24 protein-coding genes are annotated in these 22769 nt (G+C 70.7%); 9 read left to right on the forward strand and 15 right to left on the reverse strand.

Annotation, left to right across the window (positions count from 1 at the left end; genetic code table 11):
* Window positions 1-76: 76 nt before the first annotated feature.
* Entirely contained in the window at window positions 77-1726 is a 1650-nt protein-coding gene (locus AB0I18_RS29035; protein WP_363108555.1) for a cation acetate symporter, read from the reverse strand.
* A complete protein-coding gene (locus tag AB0I18_RS29040) occupies window positions 1723-2079 on the reverse strand; it encodes a DUF485 domain-containing protein (RefSeq protein ID WP_363108556.1) in 357 nt (118 codons plus the stop codon). Before AB0I18_RS29040 ends, AB0I18_RS29035 begins: the two co-directional genes overlap by 4 nt.
* Window positions 2080-2486: 407 nt before the next feature.
* Between AB0I18_RS29040 and AB0I18_RS29045 the strand changes: the two genes are divergently transcribed.
* From AB0I18_RS29045 to AB0I18_RS29055, 3 genes are all read left to right on the forward strand, one after another.
* Window positions 2487-4016 carry a S8 family serine peptidase gene (locus tag AB0I18_RS29045; RefSeq protein ID WP_363108557.1) on the forward strand — a complete coding sequence of 510 codons (1530 nt, stop codon included), beginning with the start codon at window positions 2487-2489 and terminating at the stop codon, window positions 4014-4016.
* Between the two features lie 59 nt (window positions 4017-4075).
* On the forward strand, window positions 4076-5629 hold the full coding sequence (locus AB0I18_RS29050; protein WP_363108558.1) for a S8 family serine peptidase: 1554 nt from the start codon (window positions 4076-4078) through the stop codon (window positions 5627-5629).
* Between the two features lie 292 nt (window positions 5630-5921).
* The gene (locus AB0I18_RS29055; protein ID WP_363108611.1) at window positions 5922-6875 is read left to right on the forward strand and encodes a CopD family protein; all 954 of its coding nucleotides are present in this window, start codon (window positions 5922-5924) and stop codon (window positions 6873-6875) included.
* On the opposite strand, the gene AB0I18_RS29060 is transcribed toward AB0I18_RS29055, so the two are convergent.
* From AB0I18_RS29060 to AB0I18_RS29085, 6 genes are all read right to left on the reverse strand, one after another.
* Entirely contained in the window at window positions 6844-7584 is a 741-nt protein-coding gene (locus tag AB0I18_RS29060; protein ID WP_363108559.1) for a lysoplasmalogenase, read from the reverse strand. The genes AB0I18_RS29055 and AB0I18_RS29060 overlap by 32 nt on opposite strands.
* On the reverse strand, window positions 7581-8477 hold the full coding sequence (locus tag AB0I18_RS29065) for a sterol desaturase family protein (RefSeq protein ID WP_363108560.1): 897 nt from the start codon (window positions 8475-8477) through the stop codon (window positions 7581-7583). The genes AB0I18_RS29060 and AB0I18_RS29065 overlap by 4 nt, the downstream gene beginning before the upstream one ends.
* 122 nt (window positions 8478-8599) lie before the next feature.
* On the reverse strand, window positions 8600-9847 hold the full coding sequence (locus AB0I18_RS29070; protein WP_363108561.1) for an amidohydrolase family protein: 1248 nt from the start codon (window positions 9845-9847) through the stop codon (window positions 8600-8602).
* 50 nt (window positions 9848-9897) lie between these two features.
* On the reverse strand, window positions 9898-11181 hold the full coding sequence (locus tag AB0I18_RS29075) for an amidohydrolase family protein (RefSeq protein WP_363108562.1): 1284 nt from the start codon (window positions 11179-11181) through the stop codon (window positions 9898-9900).
* Window positions 11182-11217: 36 nt separating this feature from the next.
* Window positions 11218-12102 carry an SDR family NAD(P)-dependent oxidoreductase gene (locus AB0I18_RS29080; protein WP_363108563.1) on the reverse strand — a complete coding sequence of 295 codons (885 nt, stop codon included), beginning with the start codon at window positions 12100-12102 and terminating at the stop codon, window positions 11218-11220.
* Window positions 12102-12899 carry an acetoacetate decarboxylase family protein gene (locus AB0I18_RS29085; protein ID WP_363108564.1) on the reverse strand — a complete coding sequence of 266 codons (798 nt, stop codon included), beginning with the start codon at window positions 12897-12899 and terminating at the stop codon, window positions 12102-12104. Before AB0I18_RS29085 ends, AB0I18_RS29080 begins: the two co-directional genes overlap by 1 nt.
* 254 nt (window positions 12900-13153) lie before the next feature.
* On the opposite strand from AB0I18_RS29085, the gene AB0I18_RS29090 reads away from it, so the two are divergent.
* The 5 genes from AB0I18_RS29090 to AB0I18_RS29110 all read left to right on the forward strand — a co-directional run bounded on the left by AB0I18_RS29090 (window position 13154) and on the right by AB0I18_RS29110 (window position 18126).
* Window positions 13154-14149 (forward strand): DEDDh family exonuclease, encoded by a 996-nt coding sequence (locus AB0I18_RS29090; RefSeq protein WP_363108565.1) that lies wholly within the window; start codon window positions 13154-13156, stop codon window positions 14147-14149.
* 113 nt (window positions 14150-14262) lie between these two features.
* Complete coding sequence (locus AB0I18_RS29095) at window positions 14263-14496, forward strand: hypothetical protein (RefSeq protein ID WP_363108566.1); 234 nt, start codon at window positions 14263-14265, stop codon at window positions 14494-14496.
* Window positions 14497-14545: 49 nt separating this feature from the next.
* Entirely contained in the window at window positions 14546-15340 is a 795-nt protein-coding gene (locus AB0I18_RS29100; RefSeq protein ID WP_363108612.1) for an SURF1 family protein, read from the forward strand.
* Between the two features lie 195 nt (window positions 15341-15535).
* Window positions 15536-17365, forward strand: coding sequence for a glycoside hydrolase family 15 protein (locus AB0I18_RS29105; protein WP_363108613.1), 1830 nt, complete (start codon window positions 15536-15538; stop codon window positions 17363-17365).
* Window positions 17366-17370: 5 nt separating this feature from the next.
* Window positions 17371-18126, forward strand: coding sequence for an SDR family oxidoreductase (locus tag AB0I18_RS29110; protein WP_363108567.1), 756 nt, complete (start codon window positions 17371-17373; stop codon window positions 18124-18126).
* Window positions 18127-18210: 84 nt separating this feature from the next.
* Here AB0I18_RS29110 and amaP read toward each other — a convergent pair whose 3' ends face one another.
* Genes amaP through AB0I18_RS29135 form a run of 5 tightly spaced genes read right to left on the reverse strand, consistent with a single transcriptional unit; the run spans window position 18211 to window position 20650 of the window.
* A complete protein-coding gene (amaP, locus tag AB0I18_RS29115; RefSeq protein WP_363108568.1) occupies window positions 18211-18789 on the reverse strand; it encodes an alkaline shock response membrane anchor protein AmaP in 579 nt (192 codons plus the stop codon).
* A gap of 5 nt (window positions 18790-18794) precedes the next feature.
* Window positions 18795-19502: a DUF6286 domain-containing protein gene (locus AB0I18_RS29120; protein WP_363108569.1), complete on the reverse strand. Its 708-nt coding sequence runs from the start codon at window positions 19500-19502 to the stop codon at window positions 18795-18797.
* A complete protein-coding gene (locus AB0I18_RS29125) occupies window positions 19499-19912 on the reverse strand; it encodes a hypothetical protein (protein ID WP_363108570.1) in 414 nt (137 codons plus the stop codon). Before AB0I18_RS29125 ends, AB0I18_RS29120 begins: the two co-directional genes overlap by 4 nt.
* 5 nt (window positions 19913-19917) lie before the next feature.
* On the reverse strand, window positions 19918-20112 hold the full coding sequence (locus AB0I18_RS29130; protein ID WP_363108571.1) for a hypothetical protein: 195 nt from the start codon (window positions 20110-20112) through the stop codon (window positions 19918-19920).
* A 43-nt stretch (window positions 20113-20155) separates the two neighbouring features.
* Window positions 20156-20650 (reverse strand): Asp23/Gls24 family envelope stress response protein, encoded by a 495-nt coding sequence (locus AB0I18_RS29135; protein WP_363108572.1) that lies wholly within the window; start codon window positions 20648-20650, stop codon window positions 20156-20158.
* Window positions 20651-20736: 86 nt separating this feature from the next.
* Here AB0I18_RS29135 and AB0I18_RS29140 point away from each other — a divergent pair, with 86 nt between their 5' ends.
* Entirely contained in the window at window positions 20737-21453 is a 717-nt protein-coding gene (locus AB0I18_RS29140; RefSeq protein ID WP_363108573.1) for a nucleopolyhedrovirus P10 family protein, read from the forward strand.
* 133 nt (window positions 21454-21586) lie between these two features.
* Here the strand turns inward: AB0I18_RS29140 and AB0I18_RS29145 are convergent, their stop codons facing one another.
* Window positions 21587-22378 carry an enoyl-CoA hydratase/isomerase family protein gene (locus AB0I18_RS29145; RefSeq protein WP_363108574.1) on the reverse strand — a complete coding sequence of 264 codons (792 nt, stop codon included), beginning with the start codon at window positions 22376-22378 and terminating at the stop codon, window positions 21587-21589.
* A gap of 132 nt (window positions 22379-22510) precedes the next feature.
* The gene (locus AB0I18_RS29150; protein WP_006123601.1) at window positions 22511-22732 is read right to left on the reverse strand and encodes a helix-turn-helix domain-containing protein; all 222 of its coding nucleotides are present in this window, start codon (window positions 22730-22732) and stop codon (window positions 22511-22513) included.
* Window positions 22733-22769 lie beyond the last annotated feature (37 nt).

Raw genomic sequence — 22769 nt, forward strand, 5'->3', positions numbered from 1 at the left:
CGCGCGGTTTTTGTTTTATCCGACACGGCCGCTCGGCGGGGCACCCCAGGTACCGGGGCGGCCGGTACCGGGACGGTCAGTGCGCTCCGGTGCCGGTGAGGGAGCGGACCTCCAGCTCGGCGTACTTGCCGGTGTCCGGCTCCTCCTTGGACAGCTTCGTGCCGATCCAGCCCAGCAGGAAGCCGACCGGGATCGAGATGATGCCCGGGTTCTCCAGCGGGAACCAGTGGAAGTCGACGTCCGGGAACATCGAGCTGGCCTTGCCCGAGACGACCGGCGAGAACAGCACCAGGCCGACCGCGGTGGTCAGACCGCCGTAGATCGACCACAGCGCGCCCTGGGTGGTGAACTTCTTCCAGAAGAGGCTGTACAGGATGGTCGGCAGGTTGGCGGACGCGGCGACCGCGAAGGCGAGGGCGACCAGGCCGGCGACGTTCAGGTCGCGGGCGAGGGCGCCGAGGCCGATGGAGACGACGCCGATGCCGACCGTCGCCCAGCGGGCGGCCCTGACCTCTTCCTTCTCGGTGGCCTTGCCCCTGCGGATGACGTTCGCGTAGATGTCGTGCGCGAACGAGGAGGACGAGGCCAGGGTCAGGCCCGCGACGACCGCGAGGATCGTGGCGAAGGCGACCGCCGAGATGGTGGCGAGCAGGATCGCGCCCCACGCCGAGTCGACGCCGCCGATATGCAGCGCGAGCAGTGGCGCGGCCGTGTTGCCCGCCGGGTTGGAGTCGGTGATCTCCTTCTGCGAGATGAGCGCCGCCGCTCCGAAGCCAAGCGCGATGGTCATCAGGTAGAAGCCGCCGATGATGCCGATCGCCCAGTTCACGGACTTCCGCGCGGCCTTGGCGTTGGGCACCGTGTAGAAGCGGATCAGGATGTGCGGCAGACCCGCGGTGCCGAGCACCAGCGCGATGCCCAGCGAGATGAAGTCGACCTTCGAGGTGGTCGTGAGGCCGTACTTCAGTCCGGGCTCCAGGAAGGCCGAGCCCTTGCCGCTGTTCTCGGCCGCCGAGCCGAGCAGGTCGGAGATGTTGAAGTTGAACTTGAGCAGCACCAGGAAGGTGATCAGGAGGGTGCCGCTGATGAGCAGCACGGCCTTGATCATCTGGACCCAGGTGGTGCCCTTCATGCCGCCGATCGTGACGTACACGATCATCAGGACGCCGACCAGGGCGACGATGAGTACCTTCCCGGCGTCGCTGGTGATGCCGAGCAGCAGCGAGACGAGGACGCCCGCGCCGGCCATCTGCGCCAGCAGGTAGAAGATCGAGACGACGATCGTGGAGGTGCCGGCCGCGGTACGCACCGGGCGCTGGCGCATGCGGTACGCGAGGACGTCGCCCATCGTGTACCGGCCGGAGTTGCGCAGCGGCTCGGCGACCAGGAGCAGCGCCACCAGCCAGGCGACGAGGAAGCCGATGGAGTACAGGAAGCCGTCGTACCCGAAGAGGGCGATGGCGCCCGCGATGCCGAGGAACGAGGCGGCGGACATGTAGTCGCCGGAGACGGCAAGACCGTTCTGGAAGGCGCTGAACTGGCGGCCGCCCGCGTAGAAGTCCGCGGCGTCCTTGGTCTGGCGGCCCGCCCAGACGGTGATGCCGAGCGTCGCGACGACGAAGACGGCGAACAGGGAGATGATCAGCGGCCGGTGCTCACTGGCCTCGTTCGCCGCGAACTGGAACTGATCCGTCGCGAGGTGTACCTGGGTGATCGCGGGGCTCATGCGCCGCCCTCCATCCGGGACTTGATCGCCTCGGCCTTGGGGTCGAGCTTGGCGGTGGAGTGCCGCTCGTACCACCAGGCGATGAGGAACGTGGTGAGGAACTGGGCGAGGCCCAGGATGAGTGCGACGTTGATGTTGCCGAACAGCTTGGTGCCCATGAAGTCGCCCGCGTAGTTCGACAGCAGGACGTACAGCAGATACCAGGCGATGAAGCCGATGGTCAGCGGAAAGGCGAAGGAGCGGTGGGAGCGGCGCAGTTCACCGAACTCAGCGCTCTCCTGCACCTCGACGAACTCCTCGGTGGTGGGGAGGTGAGGTTGTGCTTTCGAGGGGGGCGGTGCGTCGGTAGCCACGGAGTCTCCTCGCGTTGCGGATGCGGTTGCGGCGTCGGTCGGGGGCGTATCGGGACCGGGGGACGGATCTGGTGCGGACATGACTTCTTCTGACCTCACGGGTGATGTGGATCACGTGGGCCGAGTGGCGATGTTAGGGCCCTCGGGCGTGATCCGACAGGGGGCTCGACGGTGCTCGGCCTCCCTGCTCAACGTCACGGCGCCACGCTGGAACCGGTTCAACCGATGACGCTTCTTTCCGAACTCGTCTCCTGACTTTCCGAAGACATCCCCAGAAGTCATTGCTGGCCAGGGACGACGGGAGATAGCTTCGCCCTGCACCACCCCGTCATGTACCTGCCCGATGTGCCTGCCCGAGCACCACCTGTGTTCGGGCCGGTTCCGTTTCCGGATGATGTGGAGATCCCATGGCTCATCTGCGTTCCAGACGCCGTCTCGCGCTCGCTGTGCCGGTCGCTCTGTCCCTCACCGCCTCGCTCGGCTTCCTGCCCGGTGTCGCCTCGGCCGCCCCGTCCGCCGCCCCCGCCGTGACGGCCGCTGCGGAGGACGGCCCGAATCTCGCGTACGTGGTCAACACCAGGACGGACCGCGGCACGATCGCGTCGGTGAAGAAGGCGATAGCCAAGGCCGGCGGCACGGTCGTCACCACGTACGAGAAGATCGGCGTCATCGTCGTCCACTCGGCGAACCCGTCCTTCGGCCCGCAGATACGCGCCGTGCGCGGCGTGCAGTCCGCCGGCGCCACCCGTACGACGCCGCTGACCCCGGCGGGCACGACGGACGAGGGCGCCGCCGACTACCTGTCGGCCGCGGAGGCCGCCAAGGTCGAGGCCGCCGCCACTCCGGACAGCGAGCCCCTCGAAGCCGACCAGTGGGACCTGCGCGCGATCGGCGCCGACAAGGCCGCGAAGATCAACCCGGGCAGCAAGAAGGTCACGGTCGCCGTGATCGACACGGGTGTCGACGACACGCACCCGGATCTCGCCCCGAACTTCTCGGCGTCGCAGTCCGCCAACTGCGCCGGCGGCGTGGCGGACACCAGCGAGGGCGCCTGGCGCCCGTACACCCCGGAGGACTACCACGGCACGCACGTGGCCGGTGAGATCGCCGCGGCCCGCAACGACGTCGGCGTGGCCGGTGTCGCGCCCGGCGTGAAGGTCTCCAGCATCAATGTGACCGACCGGGAGAACGGCCTGTTCTACCCGGAGAGCGTCGTCTGCGCCTTCGTGTTCGCCGCCGACCACGGCGTGGAGATCACGAACAACAGCTACTACGTGGACCCGTGGCTCTACAACTGCCTGGACGACCCCGACCAGAAGGCGATCGTCGACGCGGTCAACCGGGCCCAGCTGTACGCCACGAAGAAGGGCACGCTGCACGTCGCGTCGGCCGGCAACTCGAACCACGACCTGGATTCGGACGCCATCGTCGACGACACGAGCCCCGACGACTCGACCCCGGTCACCCGCACGATCGACCCGCACGAGTGCTTCGACGTGCCGACCCAGCTGCCGGGCATCGTCACGGTCAGCGCGACCGGCGTGCAGAACCTGAAGTCGTTCTACTCCACGTACGGCAAGGGCGTCGTCGACATCGCGGCACCGGGTGGCGACAGCCGCTACCAGATCCCGGACACCCCGTCGAAGAACGGCCGCATCCTCTCCACGATGCCGAACAACCAGTACGGCTTCCTGCAGGGCACGTCGATGGCGGCGCCGCACGCCTCCGGTGTCGCCGCGCTGCTGAAGTCCAAGTACCCGTGGCTGGCCCCGGCCCAGCTGCAGGGGCTGCTCAAAGCCCAGGCGGACAACCCGGGGTGCCCGGACTCGTACGACCAGGACGGCAACGGCACGCAGGACGCCACCTGTGAGGGCGGCAAGCGCGTGAACGGCTTCTACGGCTTCGGCATCGTGAACGCCCTGAAGGCTGTCAAGTAGCCCGGTTTCCCAGGACTTCCGCACGGCCCACACGAACTCGCGAACGAACTGGAGACAGTATGACAGCGCCTCATACGCGCTCTCGCCGCGTCATAGCGATCCCGCTGGGGATGGCCCTGGCGACGACTCTCGCCTTCCTGCCGAACGTCAGCGCGTCGGCGGCCCCGGCGGACGACGCGACCACCGCGACCGACACAGCCGGCATCGTCGACCAGCTCTCGGCGCAGGCCACGTCGCTCAGCTACGTCGTCAACGTCCGCCCCGGACACGGCCCTTCCTCCTCCGTGAAGAAGGCCATCGCCGACGCCGGCGGCACGATCGTGACGTCGTACGACAAGATCGGCGTGATCGTCGTCCACTCGTCCAACGCCGACTTCGCCAAGACCGTGCGCAAGGTGCGCGGCGTCGAGTCGGCGGGTGCGACCCGCACCGCGCCGCTGCCCGCGCAGTCCACGACCGACGTCGGCACCCCCAAGGTGCTCACCTCGGCGCAGGTCGCGGACGTCGAGGCGGCGGCCGGCCAGGACCCGCTGGAGCCCCTGCAGTGGGACCTGCCCGCCATCAAGGCGGACAAGGCGCACGAGAAGACGCTCGGCAGCAGCAAGGTCACCGTCGCCGTGATCGACACCGGCGTCGACGACACCCACCCCGACATCGCGCCGAACTTCGACCGTGACGCCTCGGTCAACTGCGTGACGGGCAAGCCGGACACGACCGACGGGGCGTGGCGGCCGAGCGCCGCCGAGTCCCCGCACGGCACGCACGTCGCGGGTGAGATCGCGGCCGCCAAGAACGGTGTCGGCGTCACGGGTGTCGCGCCCGGCGTGAAGGTCTCCGGCATCAAGGTCTCCACGACGGCCGGCTTCTTCTACACGGAGGCCGTCGTCTGCGGCTTCATGTGGGCGGCCGAGCACGGCGTGGACGTCACCAACAACAGCTATTACACCGACCCCTGGTACTTCAACTGCAAGAACGACCCGGACCAGAAGGCGCTCGTCGAGGCCATCACCCGGGCGTCGAAGTACGCGGAGAAGAAGGGCACGGTCAACGTCGCGGCGGCGGGCAACGAGAACTACGACCTCGCCGCGGACGAGATCACCGACCCGACCTCGCCGAACGACACGACTCCCGGCGAGCGGGTCATCGACCCGTCCGAATGCCTCGACATCCCGACGCAGCTGCCGGGCATCGTCACGGTCGCGTCGACCGGCGCGAAGGGCATCAAGTCGTCCTTCTCCAACCACGGTCTCGGCGTCATCGACATCGCGGCCCCCGGCGGCGACTCGACGGCTTACCAGACCCCGGCACCGCCGGCCACCAGCGGCCTCATCCTCGGCCCGATCCCCGGCGGCAAGTGGGGCTACATGGCCGGTACGTCGATGGCGTCCCCGCACGTCGCGGGCGTCGCCGCGCTCATCAAGTCGACGCACCCGAAGGCTCCGGCCGCCGTGGTCAAGGCGCTGCTGTACGCGGAGGCCGACCGCACGCCGTGCACCGACCCGTACGACATCAACGGTGACGGCAAGGTCGACGCGGTCTGCGAGGGCCCGAAGAACTACAACGGCTTCTACGGCTGGGGCACCGCGGACGCGCTGGACGCGGTGACGAAGTAGGAACGGTTTGATCGCCTGATCGCTTGATCGGTCGAGAACGGAAGGGCCGGGCGGAGCATCCGCCCGGCCCTTCCCCGTGCCCGGCCCTTCGCTATGCCCGGCACGCGGAACCGCGCGGAACTGAGTCACAAAGGTCGTCGGAAGCGTATGGATGGGCGGAATGCCGTACCACCAGTTGTTTCCAGGACTTGCCCCGGTCTGGACGACTGGTGAAGATCTTGGGGTGAGTTCGATAAGACCGACTGCCGACGCGGGTGGCGAGACGGGCGATCCCCGGGTGAACGCGGCCGTCATGCAGCGTGCCGTCGCCGTCCTCGGCCTGGTGGCCCTCGCCGCGCTGATCCCGCTCCTCGGGCCGTCCACCGCACTGAGTGGTACGGGCGAGGCCGCCGCACCCGGTATCGGTGGCATCGCCCTGCTGCGGGCGGTCCTGTTCGCGGCGCTGTGCGTCTCGGCCGGTGAGCTCTTCGTCACCCGGCTGGCCCGCAGGGTGCCGGGCGCACCATTGGAGGACACGCCCCGCAGCTGGGCCCCCTACGCGGCCGCCGCCGGCTTCGTCGCCGCGCTCGGTCTCGCCTCGGTGGTGGCCACCGGCAACCTGGTGCCGCGCAGCCCTTCCGACATGGACATCGGCGGCCTCTACCAGACCCGGGACGGCATGCTCGCCCTCCTGGAGGTCAACGCGTTCGTCGTGGCGGGCCTGTGCGCCCTGTCGCGCCGCCCGGCTACCCAGGCGTGGCCGCTGGCCGCGGTGGCCGTCGCGGAGGCGCTGCGCGCCCACCCCGTCACGGAGCAGAGTCCGCTGATCGGCTCAGGCCTGACGCTCGTTCATGTGACATGCGCGGCCCTGTGGGTGGGCGGTCTGCTGCACGTCCTGCGCCTGCTGCGGCGATGGCGCGTCAGTGCCCCCGGGGAGGGCATCGCACTGTTGGGCCTCTACGCGCGCGTGGCGGCCGTGCTGCTCGCCGCGATCACCGCGACCGGGGTGTTCAGCACGTTACGCCGGATGCCCCCCGGCACCGTCCTGGACCAGCTGACGACGACGGCGTACGGGCGCACCCTGCTCGCCAAGGTGCTCCTCGTGGCAGCCGTGGCCGTACTCGCCCTGTGGGCCCGCCACCGGCTGCGCCGGGCGGCCGACCCGCTCAGCGCCCACTCCCCCGCGCGCGCGGAGGTCGCGGTCCTGGGCCTGGTGGTGGTGGTCTCGGCCGTGCTCACGGCGCTGCCGGTGCCGATCCGTTGGTGACCTCGGTGACCTCGCTGGCCCTCAGGAGGCCGGCCGGCCGCGCGCCGGACACCTCCATGACGCCCCTGACCAGCAGGTACTGCGCCGCCGTATACGTGAGCATGATCCAGAAGTCGGGCCGCGGGAGCTGCGGCCACTCGGCGACACCGGAAGCGATGAGCGTGTCCGAGGCCAGGAACAGGACACCCCCGAGCCCCGCGACAGGCCCGAGCCTCGTGGCGCCGTACGCCATCGCGGTCAGCAGCAGGCTGTAGCCGACGACGGGGCCTCGGAGGCCGGTCGGGAGGCCGGGCCACAGGAGGACGACGGTGACGACGAGCGCGACGGCGTACGCGACGGCCGTGAGCCCGGTCCCGGTCACTGTCCCAGCCGCTGTTCCGGTTCCACGCGCGCGTGGGGTGCTCTTCGAGGAGCTCTGTCTGAAGAGCAGCAGGTAGCACACGTGGCCCGCCGCGAAGGACGCCATTCCGGCAAGGAAGGCCGGTTCGGCGTCGGAGAGCAGCAGGACGTCGCCGCCCCACCCGAAGAGCAGAGCGGCGACGAGGAACCGGGGTCCGCCGCGTACGCGTACGTAGGCGGCGAGCAGAGGCATGAGCAGGGGCTTGGCCAGTGTGTGGCCGGTGTCGTGTCCGGTGGCCAGCGAGACCAGATCCACGACCACTACCAGTCCGAAGGAAACGAGCAGCACGCGCGCGTGGCGTGGGCTCACGCGGCGGACTCCGCGACCGCGGCCTTCTCCACAGGCGTCCCGGTCGGCGTATCAGCCGGCGTCGGCTGCCAGCCCGGCCCGCGGAACACCCGCCCTGCCCGCTCCCGCCAACTGCCCGCCGCTCTCAGGTCCCTGGCGATGGCGGCGTACTCGTGCGTGGCGACGCGCAGCGGGTTGTACGTGTTGATGTTCTTGGTCAGCCCGTACACCGGCCGCTCTGTCTCCAGGACGAACGAACCGAAGAGCCGGTCCCAGACGATCAGGATGCCGCCGAAGTTCCGGTCCAGATAGCCGCCCTGGGAGGCGTGGTGGACGCGGTGGTGCGAGGGCGTGTTGAGGACGAACTCGAAGGCCCGGGGCAGCTTGTCGATGCGCTCGGTGTGGATCCAGAACTGGTACACGAGGTTCACCGACGAGCAGAACGCGAGCGCGGCCGGGTGGACGCCGAGGGCGATGAGGGGAACGTAGAACGGCCAGACGGTCCAGGTCGTCCACGGCTGCCGCAGTGCGGTGGTGAGGTTGAACTTCTGGCTGGAGTGGTGCACGACGTGACAGGCCCAGAGGATCCGGATCACGTGATGCCCGCGGTGGGACCAGTAGTAGAAGAAGTCCTGCGCCAGCAACATCAGTGGCACGGTCCACCACAGGACGGGCACCCGCAGTGGTGTCAGCTCATATATGGCCGTGTAGATGGCAACGATCGGGATCTTCCACAGAAGGTCGAAGACCAGACTGCCGAGCCCCATCCCGACACTCGTCGCGGCGTCCTTCGCCTCGTACCCCGCGGCGGCGCCTTCGGTGTCCGGATGAATCCGGACGCTGACCATCTCCACGACGGTGAGCAGCACAAAGGCGGGTATCGACCACAGCACGACATCGGGCAGGTTCGGCATGCGTGCACCGTAGAACCGCTGGTCGGCCGCGGCTAGACGTTGTTACCCACAAGTATTAGCGGGGGTATGCGCTTGCTTATTGGTGATCTCCGCCAAGAGGCGGCCCCGGCATCCCTCGCCCGTCACCAAACCCGGACCGACCCTCCCGGCGCGAACACCGGACTGGTCGCCCCCGCAGGTACCTCCTTCAGCGGCTCCGCCAGTTCCTCCACCGTCGGCCCCGCCTTCGCCGCGATCGGGTCCAGCAGATCCAGGTCGAAGCCGTACACCCGGGCCGCGTTGCCGCCCACCATCGCCGCGACCTCCTCGCGAGGGAGGCCCGCGTAGGCGATCCGCAGACCCTCCCGGGAGTACGGGTACGTGCCCTCGTCGTGCGGGTAGTCGCTGCCCCACATGATCTTGTCGAGGCCGATGCGGTCACGGAGCGGCACCTCGTGCGGGCGCATGAAGCTGGCGCCGACGAAGCAGTTGTCCCGCCAGACCTCCGAGGGCCCCTTTCCCATCGAGGCGGCGAGTCCCGCGCCGAACTTGGACTCGGCGGTCGAAGCCGAAGCCGCCGAGGACGCCTTCGTCGCCGCCGCGACCAGGCGGCCGTGGTAGTAGTCCAGCATGTCGAGCACCCCGGGTATCCAGCCCGAGCCCTGCTCGGTCAGCACCAGTTTCAGGCCCGGGTGACGGCGGAAGGCGCCGCCGAAGACCAGGTGCCAGAGCGCGCGGTGCGAGAACCAGGTCGTCTCCACCATGAAGACAGCCCGGGCGGCCGGCTCGTCGCCGAGGGGCGGGGAGGCCGAGCCCGCGTGGTGGTTCACCGGGACGCCGAGTTCCGCGCAGACCGCCCAGATCGGGTCGTACGTCGACGAGTAGAGCTCGGGAAGGCCCGAACCCGGCGGTGTGCCGGGCAGCAGGAGACCGCCGGTGAGCCCCGCCCCGGCCGCCCAGCGAATCTCCTTCACCGCCTCCTCGACGTCGTTCAGGAGGATCTGGAAGACGCCCGCCCGTCGGCCGGGCGCTGCCGAACAGAAGTCCGCCAGCCAGCGGTTGTGCGCCCGCAGGCCCGCCCAGCGCCGCTCGAACTCCTCGGCCGCCGGTGCCGGCGCCATCAGCGACCCGGACGGGAAGAAGGGCGGGATGGTGTTCGGGAAGACGACCTCGGCCACGATCCCGTCCTGCTCCAGCTCCGCCAGGCGCCGCTCCGAGTTCCAGTTCTTGTCGGCCGTGTCGGCCACCAGGTCCTCGTACGGATTGACGTACGTGGCCGCCCAGGCGTCGAACTCGTCGTGGTACCTGGTCGCCAAGTACGGCTTGTAGTCCAGGAGATCGGCTCCGGCGTGGCAGTCGGCCGAGATGACGGTGTAGCGGTCCCCGCTCATGGGACGCACGGAAGGTGCGGAGTTCACGGGAGTCGTAGGGCTCATGGGACTCACGGGGTCACCCCCAGGGTCGGGAAGTCGTGGTCCGTCAGCCAGTGGCGGCCCACCTCGCGCGAGCGCGCCCAGGACGCCTCGACCGCCGACTGGTCCTCGGACTGGCCGAGTTCGGCCGGTGTCGGGCCGATCCGGCGGGCCAGCGGGGCCAGCGCGGCGGTGTCGAAGCCGAACACCTCCGCCGCCGCCAGGCCGAGCATGCGGCGCGTCTCGGCGACCGGGATGTCGTGGAAGGTACGGGACAGCCACGCGCGCGTGTCGGGCCAGGTGCCCTCCGGGTGCGGGAAGTCGCTGCCCCAGAGGATGTTGTCGACGCCGATCTCGTACCGCTGGGCGAGTTCGCGCCGCTTGGTGTTGGTCGCGCAGATGAAGACCTGCCGGTCCAGGTACTCGTGCGGCGGGCGCTTCAACTCCGCGAAGGGGGACAGTTTCTTGCCCCCGTGCGCTCCCAGGTACAGCCGGTCCATGAACCAGAGGAGATTGGGCAGCCACCAGCAGCCCGACTCCGCGACACCGAACCTGAGCCCCGGGTGGCGCTCGAACACGCCGGACCAGAGCAGGAACCACAGCGGCCGGGACGGCCACCAGGTCACCTCGCTCACGTAGATGCCCAGGTGGTCGCCGTACTCGCCGCGCGGCGCGGCCCCGGAGTGGGTCACCACCGGCATCCCGCACTCGGCCGCCGCGGCCCACACGGGGTCGTAACGGCGGTCGTGGTACGGCTCCTTGTCGACCCACATGGAGGGGATCATCAGGGCGCCGAGGCCCGATTCCCTGGCCCGGTACACCTCGGCGACGACCCGCTCGGTGGGGGCCGTGATCGGCAACAGGGCGACCCCGCAGTGCCGTTCGGGGTGCTCGCCCACGAACTCCGCGAGCCACCGGTTGTGCGCCTGCGCGCCGGCCATGCCCAACTCGGGGTCCTGGTCGCCGGAGAGCCCGAGCCCCACCCCGAAGGGGGCGGCCGTCCGGCTGTCCACGGCGTCGGCGTCCGGGAAGACGACCTCCGCCGCCACGCCGTCGCCGTCCAGCTCCTTGAGCCGCTGGGCGGTGTCCCAGCCGCCGCGCAGCCCCTCCTCGTTGTCCGCGAACCACCGGTCGGCGAAGGCCTCGTTGCGCACCCCGAGCCGCGTCATCTCCTCGCGGCGGCGGTCGCGCCCGGCGAGGAACTCGTCGAAGTCCCGGTGGAAACGGGCGTCCAGATAGGGCCGGTACTCCTCGGTGGGCAGCCCGGCATGGCAGTCGGAGGAGATGATCAGGTACGGATCCTGGTCGCTCATCGAAACTCCTCAGTCCTCAGTGGTCCCTCATGTCCATCAGTCCAAAATGAAGTTCTCCAGGTACGACGGCTCGGCCCGGTCGAGCATCGACTGCGACCTCGCCCGGATCTGCGCGTCGCTGTGCTCGCTCTCGGGCAGCAGCCAGAAGCGGCCCGCCCGGATGCCGTCCACGACCAGCCCGGCGACTTCCTCGACCGGCGTGAACCGCACCTCCCGCCCGGCCTCCTTCATCGCGGCCTCCCACTGGTCGAGGCTGCGGTAGGGGGTTTTCCGGGGCTTCTGCTTCGCGAACCGGTCCGGCCGGTTGCGGTGGGACTCCCACAGGCCCGTACGCAGCATGTGGGGCCCCGGAAAGAGCACGGATGCCCCCACGCGCGCGTGCTCCGCCTTCAGGTGCGCGTACAGGGACTCGGTCATCGTCACGACGGCCGCCTTGGTGACGGCGTACACGGAGGCGGTGGGCAGGGGCGCGATACCGCCGTCCCCCGAGGAGGTGTTGACGATGTGCCCGGGTTCGCCGCCGGCCAGCATCCGCGGGACGAAGGCCTGGATGCCGTGGAAGACACCCCACACGTTGACCGCGAACGCCCACTTCCAGTCGTTCGGGTCGTGCTCCCACATCCGGCCCTCGGCCCCCGAGCCGACCCCCGCGTTGTTGCACAGCACATGGACGGCGCCGAACCTGTCGTACGTGTCCTCGGCGAGCGCGAGGACCTCCGCACGCTCGCCGACGTCCACCACGCGCGCGTGCACGTCGGCCCCGTCCTCCCGCAGCCCCGAAGTGGCCTTCTCCAGAGCGCCCTCCTCGACATCCGCGAGGACGACCCTCAGCCCCTCGGCCGCGAACCGCCGGGCCATCGCAAGACCGATGCCGCTCGCCGCGCCCGTGACGACGGCAACCTGCCCTTCCTGAAGGCGCATCAGACACTCCCGTCCGGAGGCCCGTCGAGGATCTGCCGCGGATCGTCGTAGCGCTGGTGGATGTATGGCAACAGGGCCTGCGCGTCGACCCGTTCGACGACCCGGCCCTGCTGGTCGGTCGTCTTCTCGCCGATGGTGATGTCCACGAGTTCGCGTACGGGGAGGTCGGCGACCGGGTCGTACATCGACTCCCGCAGGACGACGTCACCGGTGATCCGCTCCAGCTTCCGCACCTTCTCGTTGCGCACGCAGTGCACGAGCAGGGGGTCCGCGTCGAAGCCCGAACCGTCCACCGCGGGAAGGAACTTGAAGTAGAAGTCGGTCTTCCGGGCGGGCTCCGGAAGCGGCAGGTCACCGCTCACCGCACCACGCACCTCCACGAACGCGATGCCGTGCCTGGCCATCGCGGCACGTATGACCAGGCCCTCGCGCTCGACCGTCACCTCGCCGAGTTTCTTCGGCTCCCCGAAGACCTCGCGGCCGCCGATGAGGGCCCGCTCGTGGGTCATCGGCATGACGAGCGGATACCAGCCCTCGACGCCGTCGTGCGCGGCGGCGACGGCGAACGACCCGGCGCCCAGCGGGTATCCGGGCAGGTCGACCTTGCTGATGTTGACCCGTACCAGGGGCCGCCCGGTGGGTTTGAGCGGCGGCGGCAGGACCGCCGCCACGGCGTCCGGGTCGCTCGCCCAGACGGCCACCACACCGGTGGACCAGATGTCGGGGAGCCGGGAGCCCGCCCCTCGCGCGGCGGCGATCTCCGCCTCGGTCCGCGCGCCGTACCGTACGCGTGCCATGTCGTACCGCCCTCCGCGTCGCGTGCTGTCCAGGCGTGCGGCACAGTTGCACCGGGCGGGGCAATGGTCCATAGCCGTGCAGCGACAAGCCGATGTCGACGCGATCGGACCAACCGGCCCGGACCTCATACGTCAACGGTCGCCCATCGCACAACTCCCGTGTCGTACCGCCACCGCGGAGGACCGGCTCCGGACCGTCTCCTGACCGACTCCGGGGACAGGACTGTCAGTCGCGCCCCTTATCCTCAATGACCATGCTCGAAGACCGTATGACCGCAGCCTCCGAAGCCTCCTGGCCGGCCGCGTATCCGCAGGGATACGCGGTCGTCGACGTGGAGACCACAGGACTGGCCCGCGACGACCGCATAGTGTCGGCGGCGGTCTACCGGCTGGACGCGCGCGGCGAGGTCGAGGACCACTGGTACACGCTGGTCAACCCGGAGCGGGACCCGGGCCCGGTGTGGATCCACGGTCTGACGAGCGACATGCTCGAAGGAGCGCCCCTTTTCCCGGACATCGCCGAGGAGTTCGCGACCCGGCTCGAAGGCCGCGTCCTCGTCGCGCACAACGCGGTGTTCGACTGGTCGATGATCGCGCGGGAGTACGCGCGCGCGGAGCGCGAGGCGCCGGTCCGTCAGCGGCTGTGCACCATCGCGCTCTCCAAGGAGCTGGGCCTGCCGCTGGCCAACCACAAGCTGGAGTCGCTCGCCGCGCACTTCGGCGTCGTACAGCGGCGGGCGCACCACGCGCTGGACGACGCGCGCGTGCTGGCCGAGGCGTTCCGGCCGAGCCTGCGGGCCGCGGCGCGTGACGGGGTGCGGCTGCCGCTGCTGGAGTGCCGGCCGCTGACGGAGTGGTCGGACCGGTCGGCGCCGCGGATCGGGCGGCAGTCCTCCGGCGGCTCGGGCGGCGGCTATCCGTCCGGGAGTTGGCGCCCCTCGCGCAAGCGGCCCGCCTGCCCGTACCCCAACCCGGGACGGCACGAACCGAACAAGCCGCTCAAACAGGGCATGCGGATCGCGTTCTCCGGGGACACCTCGGTCGAGCGCGACCTCCTGGAGGACCGCGCGGTCGAGGCGGGGCTGCATGTCGCGACGAGCCTGTCCCGGCTGACCAGCCTCCTCGTCACGAACGACCCGGACTCCGGTACGTCCAAGGTGGTCAAGGCCCGCCAGTTCGGCACGCCGGTCGTCGACGAGGCGGCGTTCGGCCAGCTGCTGCGGGATGTGGAGCCGGCGTCGGAGGCCTGAGCGCGCATCAGGTCGTACAGACACGAGCACGCATCCGGTCGTACGGGTGATTGGCGGGCGACTCGCCCGGCGGCCGCTCGCCCCCACCGCCCGGGCGGCCCACCCTGTGGCGCATGGCGAGATGCGAGGTATGCGGAAACAGTTACGGCATGACGTTCGAGGTGCACGCGCAGGGCGCGGTGCACGTCTTCGACTGCTTCTCCTGCGCGATCCACCGGATGGCGCCCATCTGCGAGCACTGTCGCGTCCAGATCATCGGCCAGGGGGTCGAGGTCGAGGGCCACTGGTACTGCGGGGCGCACTGCGCCCGCGCGGAGGGGAAGGTGGGGATCGTCGACAAGGTCTGAGCCCACCCCCTGCCGTCAGCACCCCATGACCGAGTTGTACGGTCGTGGGGTGTACCGCTTCCTGTTGTCCCGGCAGTGGGTGATCCTCACCCTCATCATGCTCGCGCTCATCCCGACGATGATCGAGCTGGGCTTCTGGCAGTTGCACCGGCACGAGCAGCGGGTCGCGCTGAACAAGGTGATCTCCGACTCGCTGTCCGCCGAGCCGGTCCCCGCCGAGTCGCTCACCGCGCCGGGCCGCGAGGTCAGGCATGACGAGCTGTACCGCCGGGTCACCGCGAAGGGCTCCTTCGACACCGCGCACGAGGTCGTCGTCCGCCGCCGTACCAACTCCGACGACGAGGTCGGCTTCCACGTACTGACCCCGTTCGTCCTGGACGACGGCCGCGTCCTCATGGTCAACCGCGGCTGGATCCCGGCGAACGGCGTGCAGACCGAGTTCCCGAAGATCCCCGCGCCCGCGAAGGGCGAGATCACCGTGACCGGCCGGCTGATGGCCGACGAGACGAGCGCCGAGAGCGGCATCAAGGACGTTCGCGGGCTGCCCGACCGCCAGATCATGCTGATCAGCAGCGGGCAGCAGGCGAAGTCCCTCGGCAAGCAGGTCCTCGGCGGCTACGTCGAGATGACCGCGCCGGAGCCCAAGGGTGACAGCCCCGAGCTGCTCGACGAGCCCGACCACAGCAGCATCGGCCCCCATATGGCGTACGCGATCCAGTGGTGGCTCTTCGCCGCGGGCGTCCCCGTGGGCTGGGTGGTCCTGGTCCGCCGCGAGCGCCGGGACCTGGCGGAGGCGGCGGCCACGGAGGCCACTCAGGAGGCGGCGGAACCCGCCACCGTCTAGTCCAGTCGGCCGACCGATGTGACAGGGCGTGGGGCCGGCCTGCCGTGACCGACGCGTCGCCCGGCCGGATTGATCAACGTGCGCGGCGGGAACCCGGGACACGTGCACTCATCCAACGAGTCCGTCACAGCCACCGCCCCCACCGAGGCCACCGCGTCCGGTACACCCACCGAGCCCGCCGCGTCCGCCGAGCCCATCGCGTCCATCGAGGACTACGCACTCATCGGCGACCACCAGACCGCCGCACTGGTCGGGCGCGACGGGTCGATCGACTGGCTCTGTCTGCCGCGGTTCGACTCCGCGGCCTGCTTCGCGAAGCTGCTGGGGGACGAGGAGAACGGGCACTGGCGGCTCGCGCCGAAGGAGGCGGGCACCTGCACCCGGCGGGCGTACCGGCCCGATTCCCTCGTGCTCGACACCGAGTGGGAGACCGAGGACGGCACAGTACGCGTCACCGACCTGATGCCGCAGCGCGACCGCGCCCCCGACCTCGTACGGATCGTCGAAGGCCTGAAGGGCCGGGTGACCGTGCGCAGCACCCTGCGGCTGCGCTTCGACTACGGCTCGATCGTGCCCTGGATGCGCAAGGCCGACGGCCATCGCGTGGCCGTGGCGGGCCCGGACTCGGTGTGGCTGCGCAGCGAACCCGCCGTACGCACCTGGGGCAAGGACTTCTGCACGCACTCCGAGTTCACGGTCGCCGAGGGCGAGAAGGTCGCCTTCGTGCTCACCTGGCACCCCTCGCACGAGCCGCGCCCCGACCCCGTCGACCCGCACGAGTCACTGTCCGTGAGCCTCGCCGACTGGCAGGCGTGGGCGGCCCGCTGCCGCTACGCGGGCCCGCACCGGGACGCGGTCATCCGTTCCCTGATCACCCTCAAGGCCCTCACCTACGCACCCACCGGCGGCATCGTCGCGGCCCCGACGACCTCACTGCCCGAGGAGGTCGGGGGCGTACGCAACTGGGACTACCGCTACTGCTGGCTCCGCGACTCCACGCTCACCCTGGGCGCGCTGCTCGCCTGCGGCTACCAGGAGGAGGCGGAGGCCTGGCGCGACTGGCTGCTGCGCGCGGTCGCCGGCGACCCGGCCGACCTGCAGATCATGTACGGCCTCGCGGGCGAGCGGCGGATCCCCGAGTACGAGCTGCCGTGGCTGCCCGGATTCCGCGGCTCGGCCCCGGTCCGGATCGGCAACGACGCCGTACGGCAGTTGCAGCTGGACGTGTACGGCGAGGTGGTCGACTCGCTCGCGCTCGCCCGGCAGGCCGGTCTGCCCGCCAAACCGCACATGTGGCGTCTGCACCAGGCCCTGATGGAGTTCCTGCACGAGACATGGCGCGAGCCGGACGAGGGGCTGTGGGAAGTCCGGGGCCCGCGCCGCCACTTCGTGCACTCCAAGGTGATGGCCTGGGTGGCCGCCGACCGCACGGTCCGCGCTCTGGAGGAGAACCCTCGGCTGCGCGGTGACGTGGACCACTGGCGGGCGATGCGCGACGAGGTGCACCGCGAGGTGTGCGAGCGCGGCTACGACCCGGAGCGGAACACCTTCACGCAGTCCTACGGCTCCCGCGAACTGGACGCCGCGCTGCTGCTCATCCCCCGCCTCGGTTTTCTGCCGCCGGACGACCCGCGGGTGGCGGGCACGATCGACGCGGTACGCGACGAGCTCGGCCGCGGGGGTTTCCTGCGCCGCTACAACTCGGAACAGACGGTCATCGACGGGCTGCCGGGCCACGAGGGCACCTTCCTGGTCTGCTCGTTCTGGCTCGCGGACGCGCTGCACATGACGGGGCGCACGAAGGAGGCGCGCGAGCTGTTCGAGCAGTTGGTCGCGCTCCGCAACGACGTGGGGCTGCTGGCCGAGGAGTACGACCCGGTGGCCGGCATCCAGCTCGGCAACTTCCCACAGGCGTTCAGCCACATCGGCCTGGTGGGCACGGCCTTCGCCCTGTTCGGTGAGGACGGGGAAGCGGAAGACAAGGAGGGGGAGGATGGAAGGTCCGATGAGGAGGGGGCAGGATAGAGGCCATGGATCTTGGACTGAAGGACCGTGTCTACGTCGTCACCGGAGCAACGCGGGGCCTGGGCCACGCCTCCGCGCGTGAGCTCGTCGGCGACGGCGCGAAGGTGGTCATCACCGGGCGCGACGAGAAGACGGTGGCCGAGGCCGCGACGGCGCTCGGCCCGAACGCGCACGGCGTCGCCGTGAACAACGCCGATCCGACCGCCCCGGAGAGCCTGATCGCGGCCGCGCGCGAGCGCTTCGGCGGCTTCGACGGCATCCTGATCAGCGTCGGCGGCCCGCCGCCCGGGTTCGCCGCCGACAACACGGACGAGCAGTGGCAGTCGGCGTTCGAGTCGGTCTTCCTGGGCGCTGTCCGGCTGGCCCGGGCGGCGGCCGCGGAGCTGGGCCAGGGCGGGGTCATCGGCTTCGTGCTCTCCGGTTCCGTGCACGAGCCGATCGCCGGCCTGACCGTCTCCAACGGCCTGCGCCCCGGCCTCGCGGGCTTCGCCAAGTCGCTCTCGGACGAGCTCGGGCCGCGCGGTATCCGCGTTGTCGGCGTGCTCCCTGCCCGCATCGACACGGATCGCGTGCGCGAGCTGGACGGGTACTCCGCGGATCCCGAGGCCACGCGGGCCGCCAACGAGGCGCGGATTCCGCTCCGTCGGTACGGCACGCCGGAGGAGTTCGGGCGGACGGCCGCGTTTTTGTTGTCCCCGGCCGCCTCTTATCTGACGGGGATCATGGTTCCTGTTGATGGTGGGGCTCGGCATGGGTTCTGAACAGCGGGGTTGTTGTGTGTCTGCGGGCCGCGGGGTCTGGTCGCGCAGTTCCCCGCGCCCCTAAAAGCAAAAGACGGGCGCCCCTCAGTTGACCCTCTCCGCGCGGTGTTTGACCCCGCGCAGGCGTACCTCCGCCGGGAGGGAGGCCAGGCCGGCCGAGTCCCTCGCGTGGGTGAGGGCCTCTGTCGTGAGGCGGTGCAGGGCGTCGCCGGGGTCGGCGTGCGGTTCGAGCAGCAGCTGGACCCGCGCCTCGGGGACGCTGCGCCGCCCGGTGAGCGACACCTGTGCACGGTCGACGCCGTCCAACGCGCCCGCCTCACCGGCCAGTACGCCCTCCAGGGCCCGTCCCCGCAGCAGCGCGCCCTCACCGTCGCCGGTGTCGACGAGCACCTCGGCGAGCCGGCGCCGCCGCAGCACGGCCGCCAGCCACCACAGGGCGAGCAGCACGGCCGCGGCGAGTACGCCGATGACGGTGGGCCACCACCAGCCGTCGTCCCGCCACCGGGCCCGGTCGGCGTCGCTCAGCAGCACGTCGTGCCGCCCGTCGTGGACCCACCCCGAGGGTGGCTCCACCCCGAGGCCGACGGCCAGCACCGAACCGCCGAGCACGACGAGGAGCAGCCCCGCGAGGCCCAGCAGGACCCGGTTCACGATCCTCAGCACCGCCGTCACCCCTTCCGCTTGCCGCTGGGACGCCCGACGTGCACCGACAGCGCCGGGCGCCGGGCGAGCCCGAGTCCCCTGATGCCGTCGGCGAGTGTGGCGTCCAGGTCGGTGCGTACGTCGTCGAGTTCACGGAAGTGCGACACCGCGCGGACGTCGACCCTCGTACGCCCCATGCGGACCCGCACGGACCGCACGCCGGACACCTCCATGGCCCGGTCGCGCAGCACCATGGCGGCCGCGGCCCGGTGCAGTCCGGCCCGTACGTCGGGGTGGACGCGCCGCATCGGCAGGACCTCGCGCAGTCCCGGTGTAGCGGCGAGCACGAGCAGCCAGGCGCCGAGGGCCGTGGCCACTCCAGCGCCGACGAGTACCCAGGTGTCGTCGAGGGGCCGCTCGGCGAGTTCGCGGGCCAGCGACCTGCGCCACCGCATGGCCGGCCGGTCGGCACGGACGGCGGCGACGTCGTACAGCAGCAGGGCCGCGCCCGCCAGGATCAGCAGCGCGAGGACACCGGCCGGGACACGGCGCGCCGACCAGAAGCGGCCGTCCCCGTCGTCGGTGTCGTCGAGGACCGGCAGGGGTTTGTAGTCGGCCGCGGAGGCGGACTGGCCGAGTTCGGTCCCGGTCGTCTGCTCGGCCGTCGGCTGCTCGATCGCCCCGTCGATGACGGGCAGTTGCCGGGTGCTCTCGGAACCCTGGGACTCGCTCACTGCGTCCTCCCGTGTGCCGCGCCGCGTGCCTGTACCGAGTGCAGCCGCTCCACCTGAACGGCGACCTCGGGCACCGACATCCCCGCCAACTCCTCTACCCGCCGAGAGACTTGGCGACGCACGGCGCCGCACTGTCCGCCGATGTCCGAGGGATAGTCGAGTTCGAGGCTGACCCGGACGCGGGCGGTGTCGTGGTGCACGACGACCGTGGCGTGCGGGCGTACGGCGTCCGGCGGCAGCACGTCGAGGGCCTCGCGTGCCGCGTGTGCCGCGATCTTCGCGACGACCCGGTCGGCGATCCGGGTCGCGCCGCGGTCGGCCGCCGCGACGGCCCGGCCGGGGCTGCCCGGCCGGACGACCGCACCGGATCCGGCGAGCTCGCCGGCTGCCGGAACGGACTCACCGGGCATGTGCGTCACCGCCGGCGGTCGTCGCGCGTGCCGCGGGCGCGGAAGAAGTCACCGGGGTCCAGATCCCCCTCCAGGAACCGGCCCACGACGAACCCGATGGCGCCCAGCGCCGCCACCAGGAGGAAGGCGCCGAACCCGCCGAAGTACCCGGCGAAGCCCAGCGCCATTCCGGCGATCATGCCGATCACGGCCATGCTCATGGTGCGCTCCTCAGCAGGTCAACAGCGAGTCGCTGACGCGGCTTCACTGGAGCCGGGTCTCCGGCTCCTCGTCCTCTTCTTCGGGCAGCTTGACGTCGCTGACCGCGATGTTGACCTCGACGACCTCGAGCCCGGTCATGCGCTCGACGGCCGCGATGACGTTCTCCCGTACGTCGCGGGCGACATCGGCGATGGACACGCCGTAGTCGACGACGATCTCCAGGTCGAGCGCGGTCTGCACCTCGCCGACCTCGGCCTTCACCCCGCGCGTGGCGGACCTCGCGCCGCCGCCGGGGACCCGGTCCCGTACCGCGCCGAAGGTGCGCGAGATCCCGCTGCCCATCGCGTGCACGCCGAGGACGTCCCGGGCTGCGAGCCCGGCGATCTTCTCGACCACGCCGTCGGCGATGGTGGTACGTCCCCGGGTGGCCGGATCTCCGCCGCCGCGCTTGGTCACGCCGGTCTTGCGAAGCTGCTGCGGGTCCGGCGGCTCGCTCTGGGGGGTCTCGGGCCGTTCCCGCTCAGTCATGTCGGTCATCGCCGTCCGTCCCTTTCGGTTGGCCTCTTCGCCCACACTAAGTGGGGTTCCCCTGTCGCGCGCCGGGGATGCGGCAGGCTGGGGCAATGACGGTGGACCGATGGACACAGGAGGTACGGCATCAGCTCGGCCTCGGCCGGCTGGTGCCGCTGGGCGGCCCGCGCGACGGCGCGTGGATCACGGAGCGGGCGGCCGGCTCGGTTCTGCGCCGCGCGGCCCGTCACCTGCCGGGCGTACGCCTCGGCGTGCTGCGGCTCGCGCTCGCCGACCCGGAGACGGCGTACGAGGCCGCCGTGCCCTCGCCGCCGAGCGCGCTGCCGCCTGGCCCCCTGCGGATCAGCGCGGATTTCACGGCCGCGCTCACACCCGGCGAACCGCTCCCGACGACCGCGTCCCGCCTGCGCGCGACCCTCGCCACGGCGGCGACGGAGCGCCTCGGCCTGACGGTCACAGAGGTGGATCTACGAGTGACGGGCTTGCTGGAGGAAAACCCGGCCGCGGACACCGCGGACCGGGACGAGACCGGCACACGCCCCGCCGAACCACAACGGGGCGACGACGAATCCCGAGTGGCCGCCACCGCACAGTCTGTCCCGGGCGTGACCCGCCTGACCGGCGGGGTGCACATCGAGCAGCGCCCCGGCGAGACCGCAGCCCTACCGCGCCGCCACATCCGCGTCGAGATCGAGACAGACGCTCACGAACGCACTCTGGACGTGACCCGCGCGGTCCGCACCGCGGTCACCAAGGCACTACCGGACCACCCGTCGGTGGCGGTACTGGTAACAGCGGTAAGAGGCTGAGCCTTCGTCTAACAGCGGTAAGGGGCTGAGCCTTCATCAGCTGCGCCCGCTCAGACGCGCCCCAAAGGGGCGCGGGGAACTGCGCGCCCAGCCACAACGAACCCGCACGTAACGCACCGCCCCAGCGAAGCGCCTAGTCACCAACCCCGGCCAGATCCCGCAACCGCCGCCCCTGAGCCGCCCGCTCGGCAACCCGCTGGTCCGCATACGTACGATCCACGGCCCCCTGAAGCAACGCCTTGGTCTCGATCAGGGCATCCCGCGGCGCAGCCACCAACGCCCCCGCGAGATCACGCACGGCACCGTCGAGCTGATCGACCGGCACCGCAAGATTCGCCAGCCCCGTACGCTCGGCCTCGTCGGCCGCCACGAACCGCCCGGTCGCGCAGATCTCCAGCGCACGGGCATACCCCACGAGCCCCACCAGCGGATGCGTACCCGTGAGGTCGGGGACGAGGCCCAGGCTGGTCTCGCGCATGGCGAACTGCACGTCGTCGGTGACGACGCGCAGGTCGCAGGCGAGGGCGAGCTGGAAACCCGCCCCGATGGCATGTCCTTGCACGGCGGCGATGGACACGATGTCGCTCCGCCGCCACCAGGTGAAACCCTCCTGGTACCCGGCGATGGTCGCGTCGAGCTCGCTGTCGGAACCGCGTGCGAGATCGATGAAGGACGGCTCGCCGTCGAAGCCCTCGGGCGCGAACGCCTGCCGGTCGAGCCCCGCGGAGAAGGACTTGCCTTCCGCGCGCAGCACGACGATTCGAACGGTGCCCGGCAGCAACTGCCCCGCCTCGGCCAACGCACGCCACAGAGCGGGGCTCTGCGCGTTGCGCTTGGCCGGGTTGGTCAGCGTCACCGTGGCGATCGCGTCGTCGACGGTGAGCCGTACGCCGTCCTTGTCGAGCAGTGGGTCGAACGAAGCCATGGGGCGCCTCCGATGGGTGCGGTCAGAGTGGGTGCCGGACGAGCACACCCTTAAGTGACTGCACAGTAACCACCCGGCCGGTCAACCGACCGACCGGGTGGCCACCATCGAGGTACGAGGAACCGCCCGGCGTCAGGCTGACGCGGCCTTCTTGCCCCGCGTCGCTCCGCCACGCCCACGAAGCGTGACACCCGACTCACTGAGCATCCGGTGTACGAAGCCATACGAGCGGCCGGTCTCCTCGGCCAGCGCCCGGATACTCGCACCGGAGTCGTACTTCTTCTTCAGGTCTGCCGCGAGCTTGTCGCGCGCGGCGCCGGTTACCCGGCTGCCCTTCTTCAGAGTCTCGGCCACCCGTGCCTCCTCATGGGAAGTGCGCTCTGGACTTCTC

The organism is Streptomyces sp. NPDC050704 (genome assembly GCF_040654355.1).
GTDB lineage: Bacteria > Actinomycetota > Actinomycetes > Streptomycetales > Streptomycetaceae > Streptomyces.

What these genes read in the sequence shown, in the direction of transcription:
- AB0I18_RS29035 (WP_363108555.1), bottom strand. Translation starts at nt 1,726, where the DNA reads ATGAGCCCCGCGATCACCCAGGTACACCTCGCGACGGATCAGTTCCAG.
- AB0I18_RS29045 (WP_363108557.1), top strand. Translation starts at nt 2,487, where the DNA reads ATGGCTCATCTGCGTTCCAGACGCCGTCTCGCGCTCGCTGTGCCGGTC.
- AB0I18_RS29050 (WP_363108558.1), top strand. Translation starts at nt 4,076, where the DNA reads ATGACAGCGCCTCATACGCGCTCTCGCCGCGTCATAGCGATCCCGCTG.
- AB0I18_RS29055 (WP_363108611.1), top strand. Translation starts at nt 5,922, where the DNA reads ATGCAGCGTGCCGTCGCCGTCCTCGGCCTGGTGGCCCTCGCCGCGCTG.
- AB0I18_RS29065 (WP_363108560.1), bottom strand. Translation starts at nt 8,477, where the DNA reads ATGCCGAACCTGCCCGATGTCGTGCTGTGGTCGATACCCGCCTTTGTG.
- AB0I18_RS29070 (WP_363108561.1), bottom strand. Translation starts at nt 9,847, where the DNA reads ATGAGCGGGGACCGCTACACCGTCATCTCGGCCGACTGCCACGCCGGA.
- AB0I18_RS29075 (WP_363108562.1), bottom strand. Translation starts at nt 11,181, where the DNA reads ATGAGCGACCAGGATCCGTACCTGATCATCTCCTCCGACTGCCATGCC.
- AB0I18_RS29080 (WP_363108563.1), bottom strand. Translation starts at nt 12,102, where the DNA reads ATGCGCCTTCAGGAAGGGCAGGTTGCCGTCGTCACGGGCGCGGCGAGC.
- AB0I18_RS29085 (WP_363108564.1), bottom strand. Translation starts at nt 12,899, where the DNA reads ATGGCACGCGTACGGTACGGCGCGCGGACCGAGGCGGAGATCGCCGCC.
- AB0I18_RS29090 (WP_363108565.1), top strand. Translation starts at nt 13,154, where the DNA reads ATGCTCGAAGACCGTATGACCGCAGCCTCCGAAGCCTCCTGGCCGGCC.
- AB0I18_RS29095 (WP_363108566.1), top strand. Translation starts at nt 14,263, where the DNA reads ATGGCGAGATGCGAGGTATGCGGAAACAGTTACGGCATGACGTTCGAG.
- AB0I18_RS29110 (WP_363108567.1), top strand. Translation starts at nt 17,371, where the DNA reads ATGGATCTTGGACTGAAGGACCGTGTCTACGTCGTCACCGGAGCAACG.
- AB0I18_RS29125 (WP_363108570.1), bottom strand. Translation starts at nt 19,912, where the DNA reads ATGCCCGGTGAGTCCGTTCCGGCAGCCGGCGAGCTCGCCGGATCCGGT.
- AB0I18_RS29130 (WP_363108571.1), bottom strand. Translation starts at nt 20,112, where the DNA reads ATGAGCATGGCCGTGATCGGCATGATCGCCGGAATGGCGCTGGGCTTC.
- AB0I18_RS29135 (WP_363108572.1), bottom strand. Translation starts at nt 20,650, where the DNA reads ATGACCGACATGACTGAGCGGGAACGGCCCGAGACCCCCCAGAGCGAG.
- AB0I18_RS29140 (WP_363108573.1), top strand. Translation starts at nt 20,737, where the DNA reads ATGACGGTGGACCGATGGACACAGGAGGTACGGCATCAGCTCGGCCTC.
- AB0I18_RS29145 (WP_363108574.1), bottom strand. Translation starts at nt 22,378, where the DNA reads ATGGCTTCGTTCGACCCACTGCTCGACAAGGACGGCGTACGGCTCACC.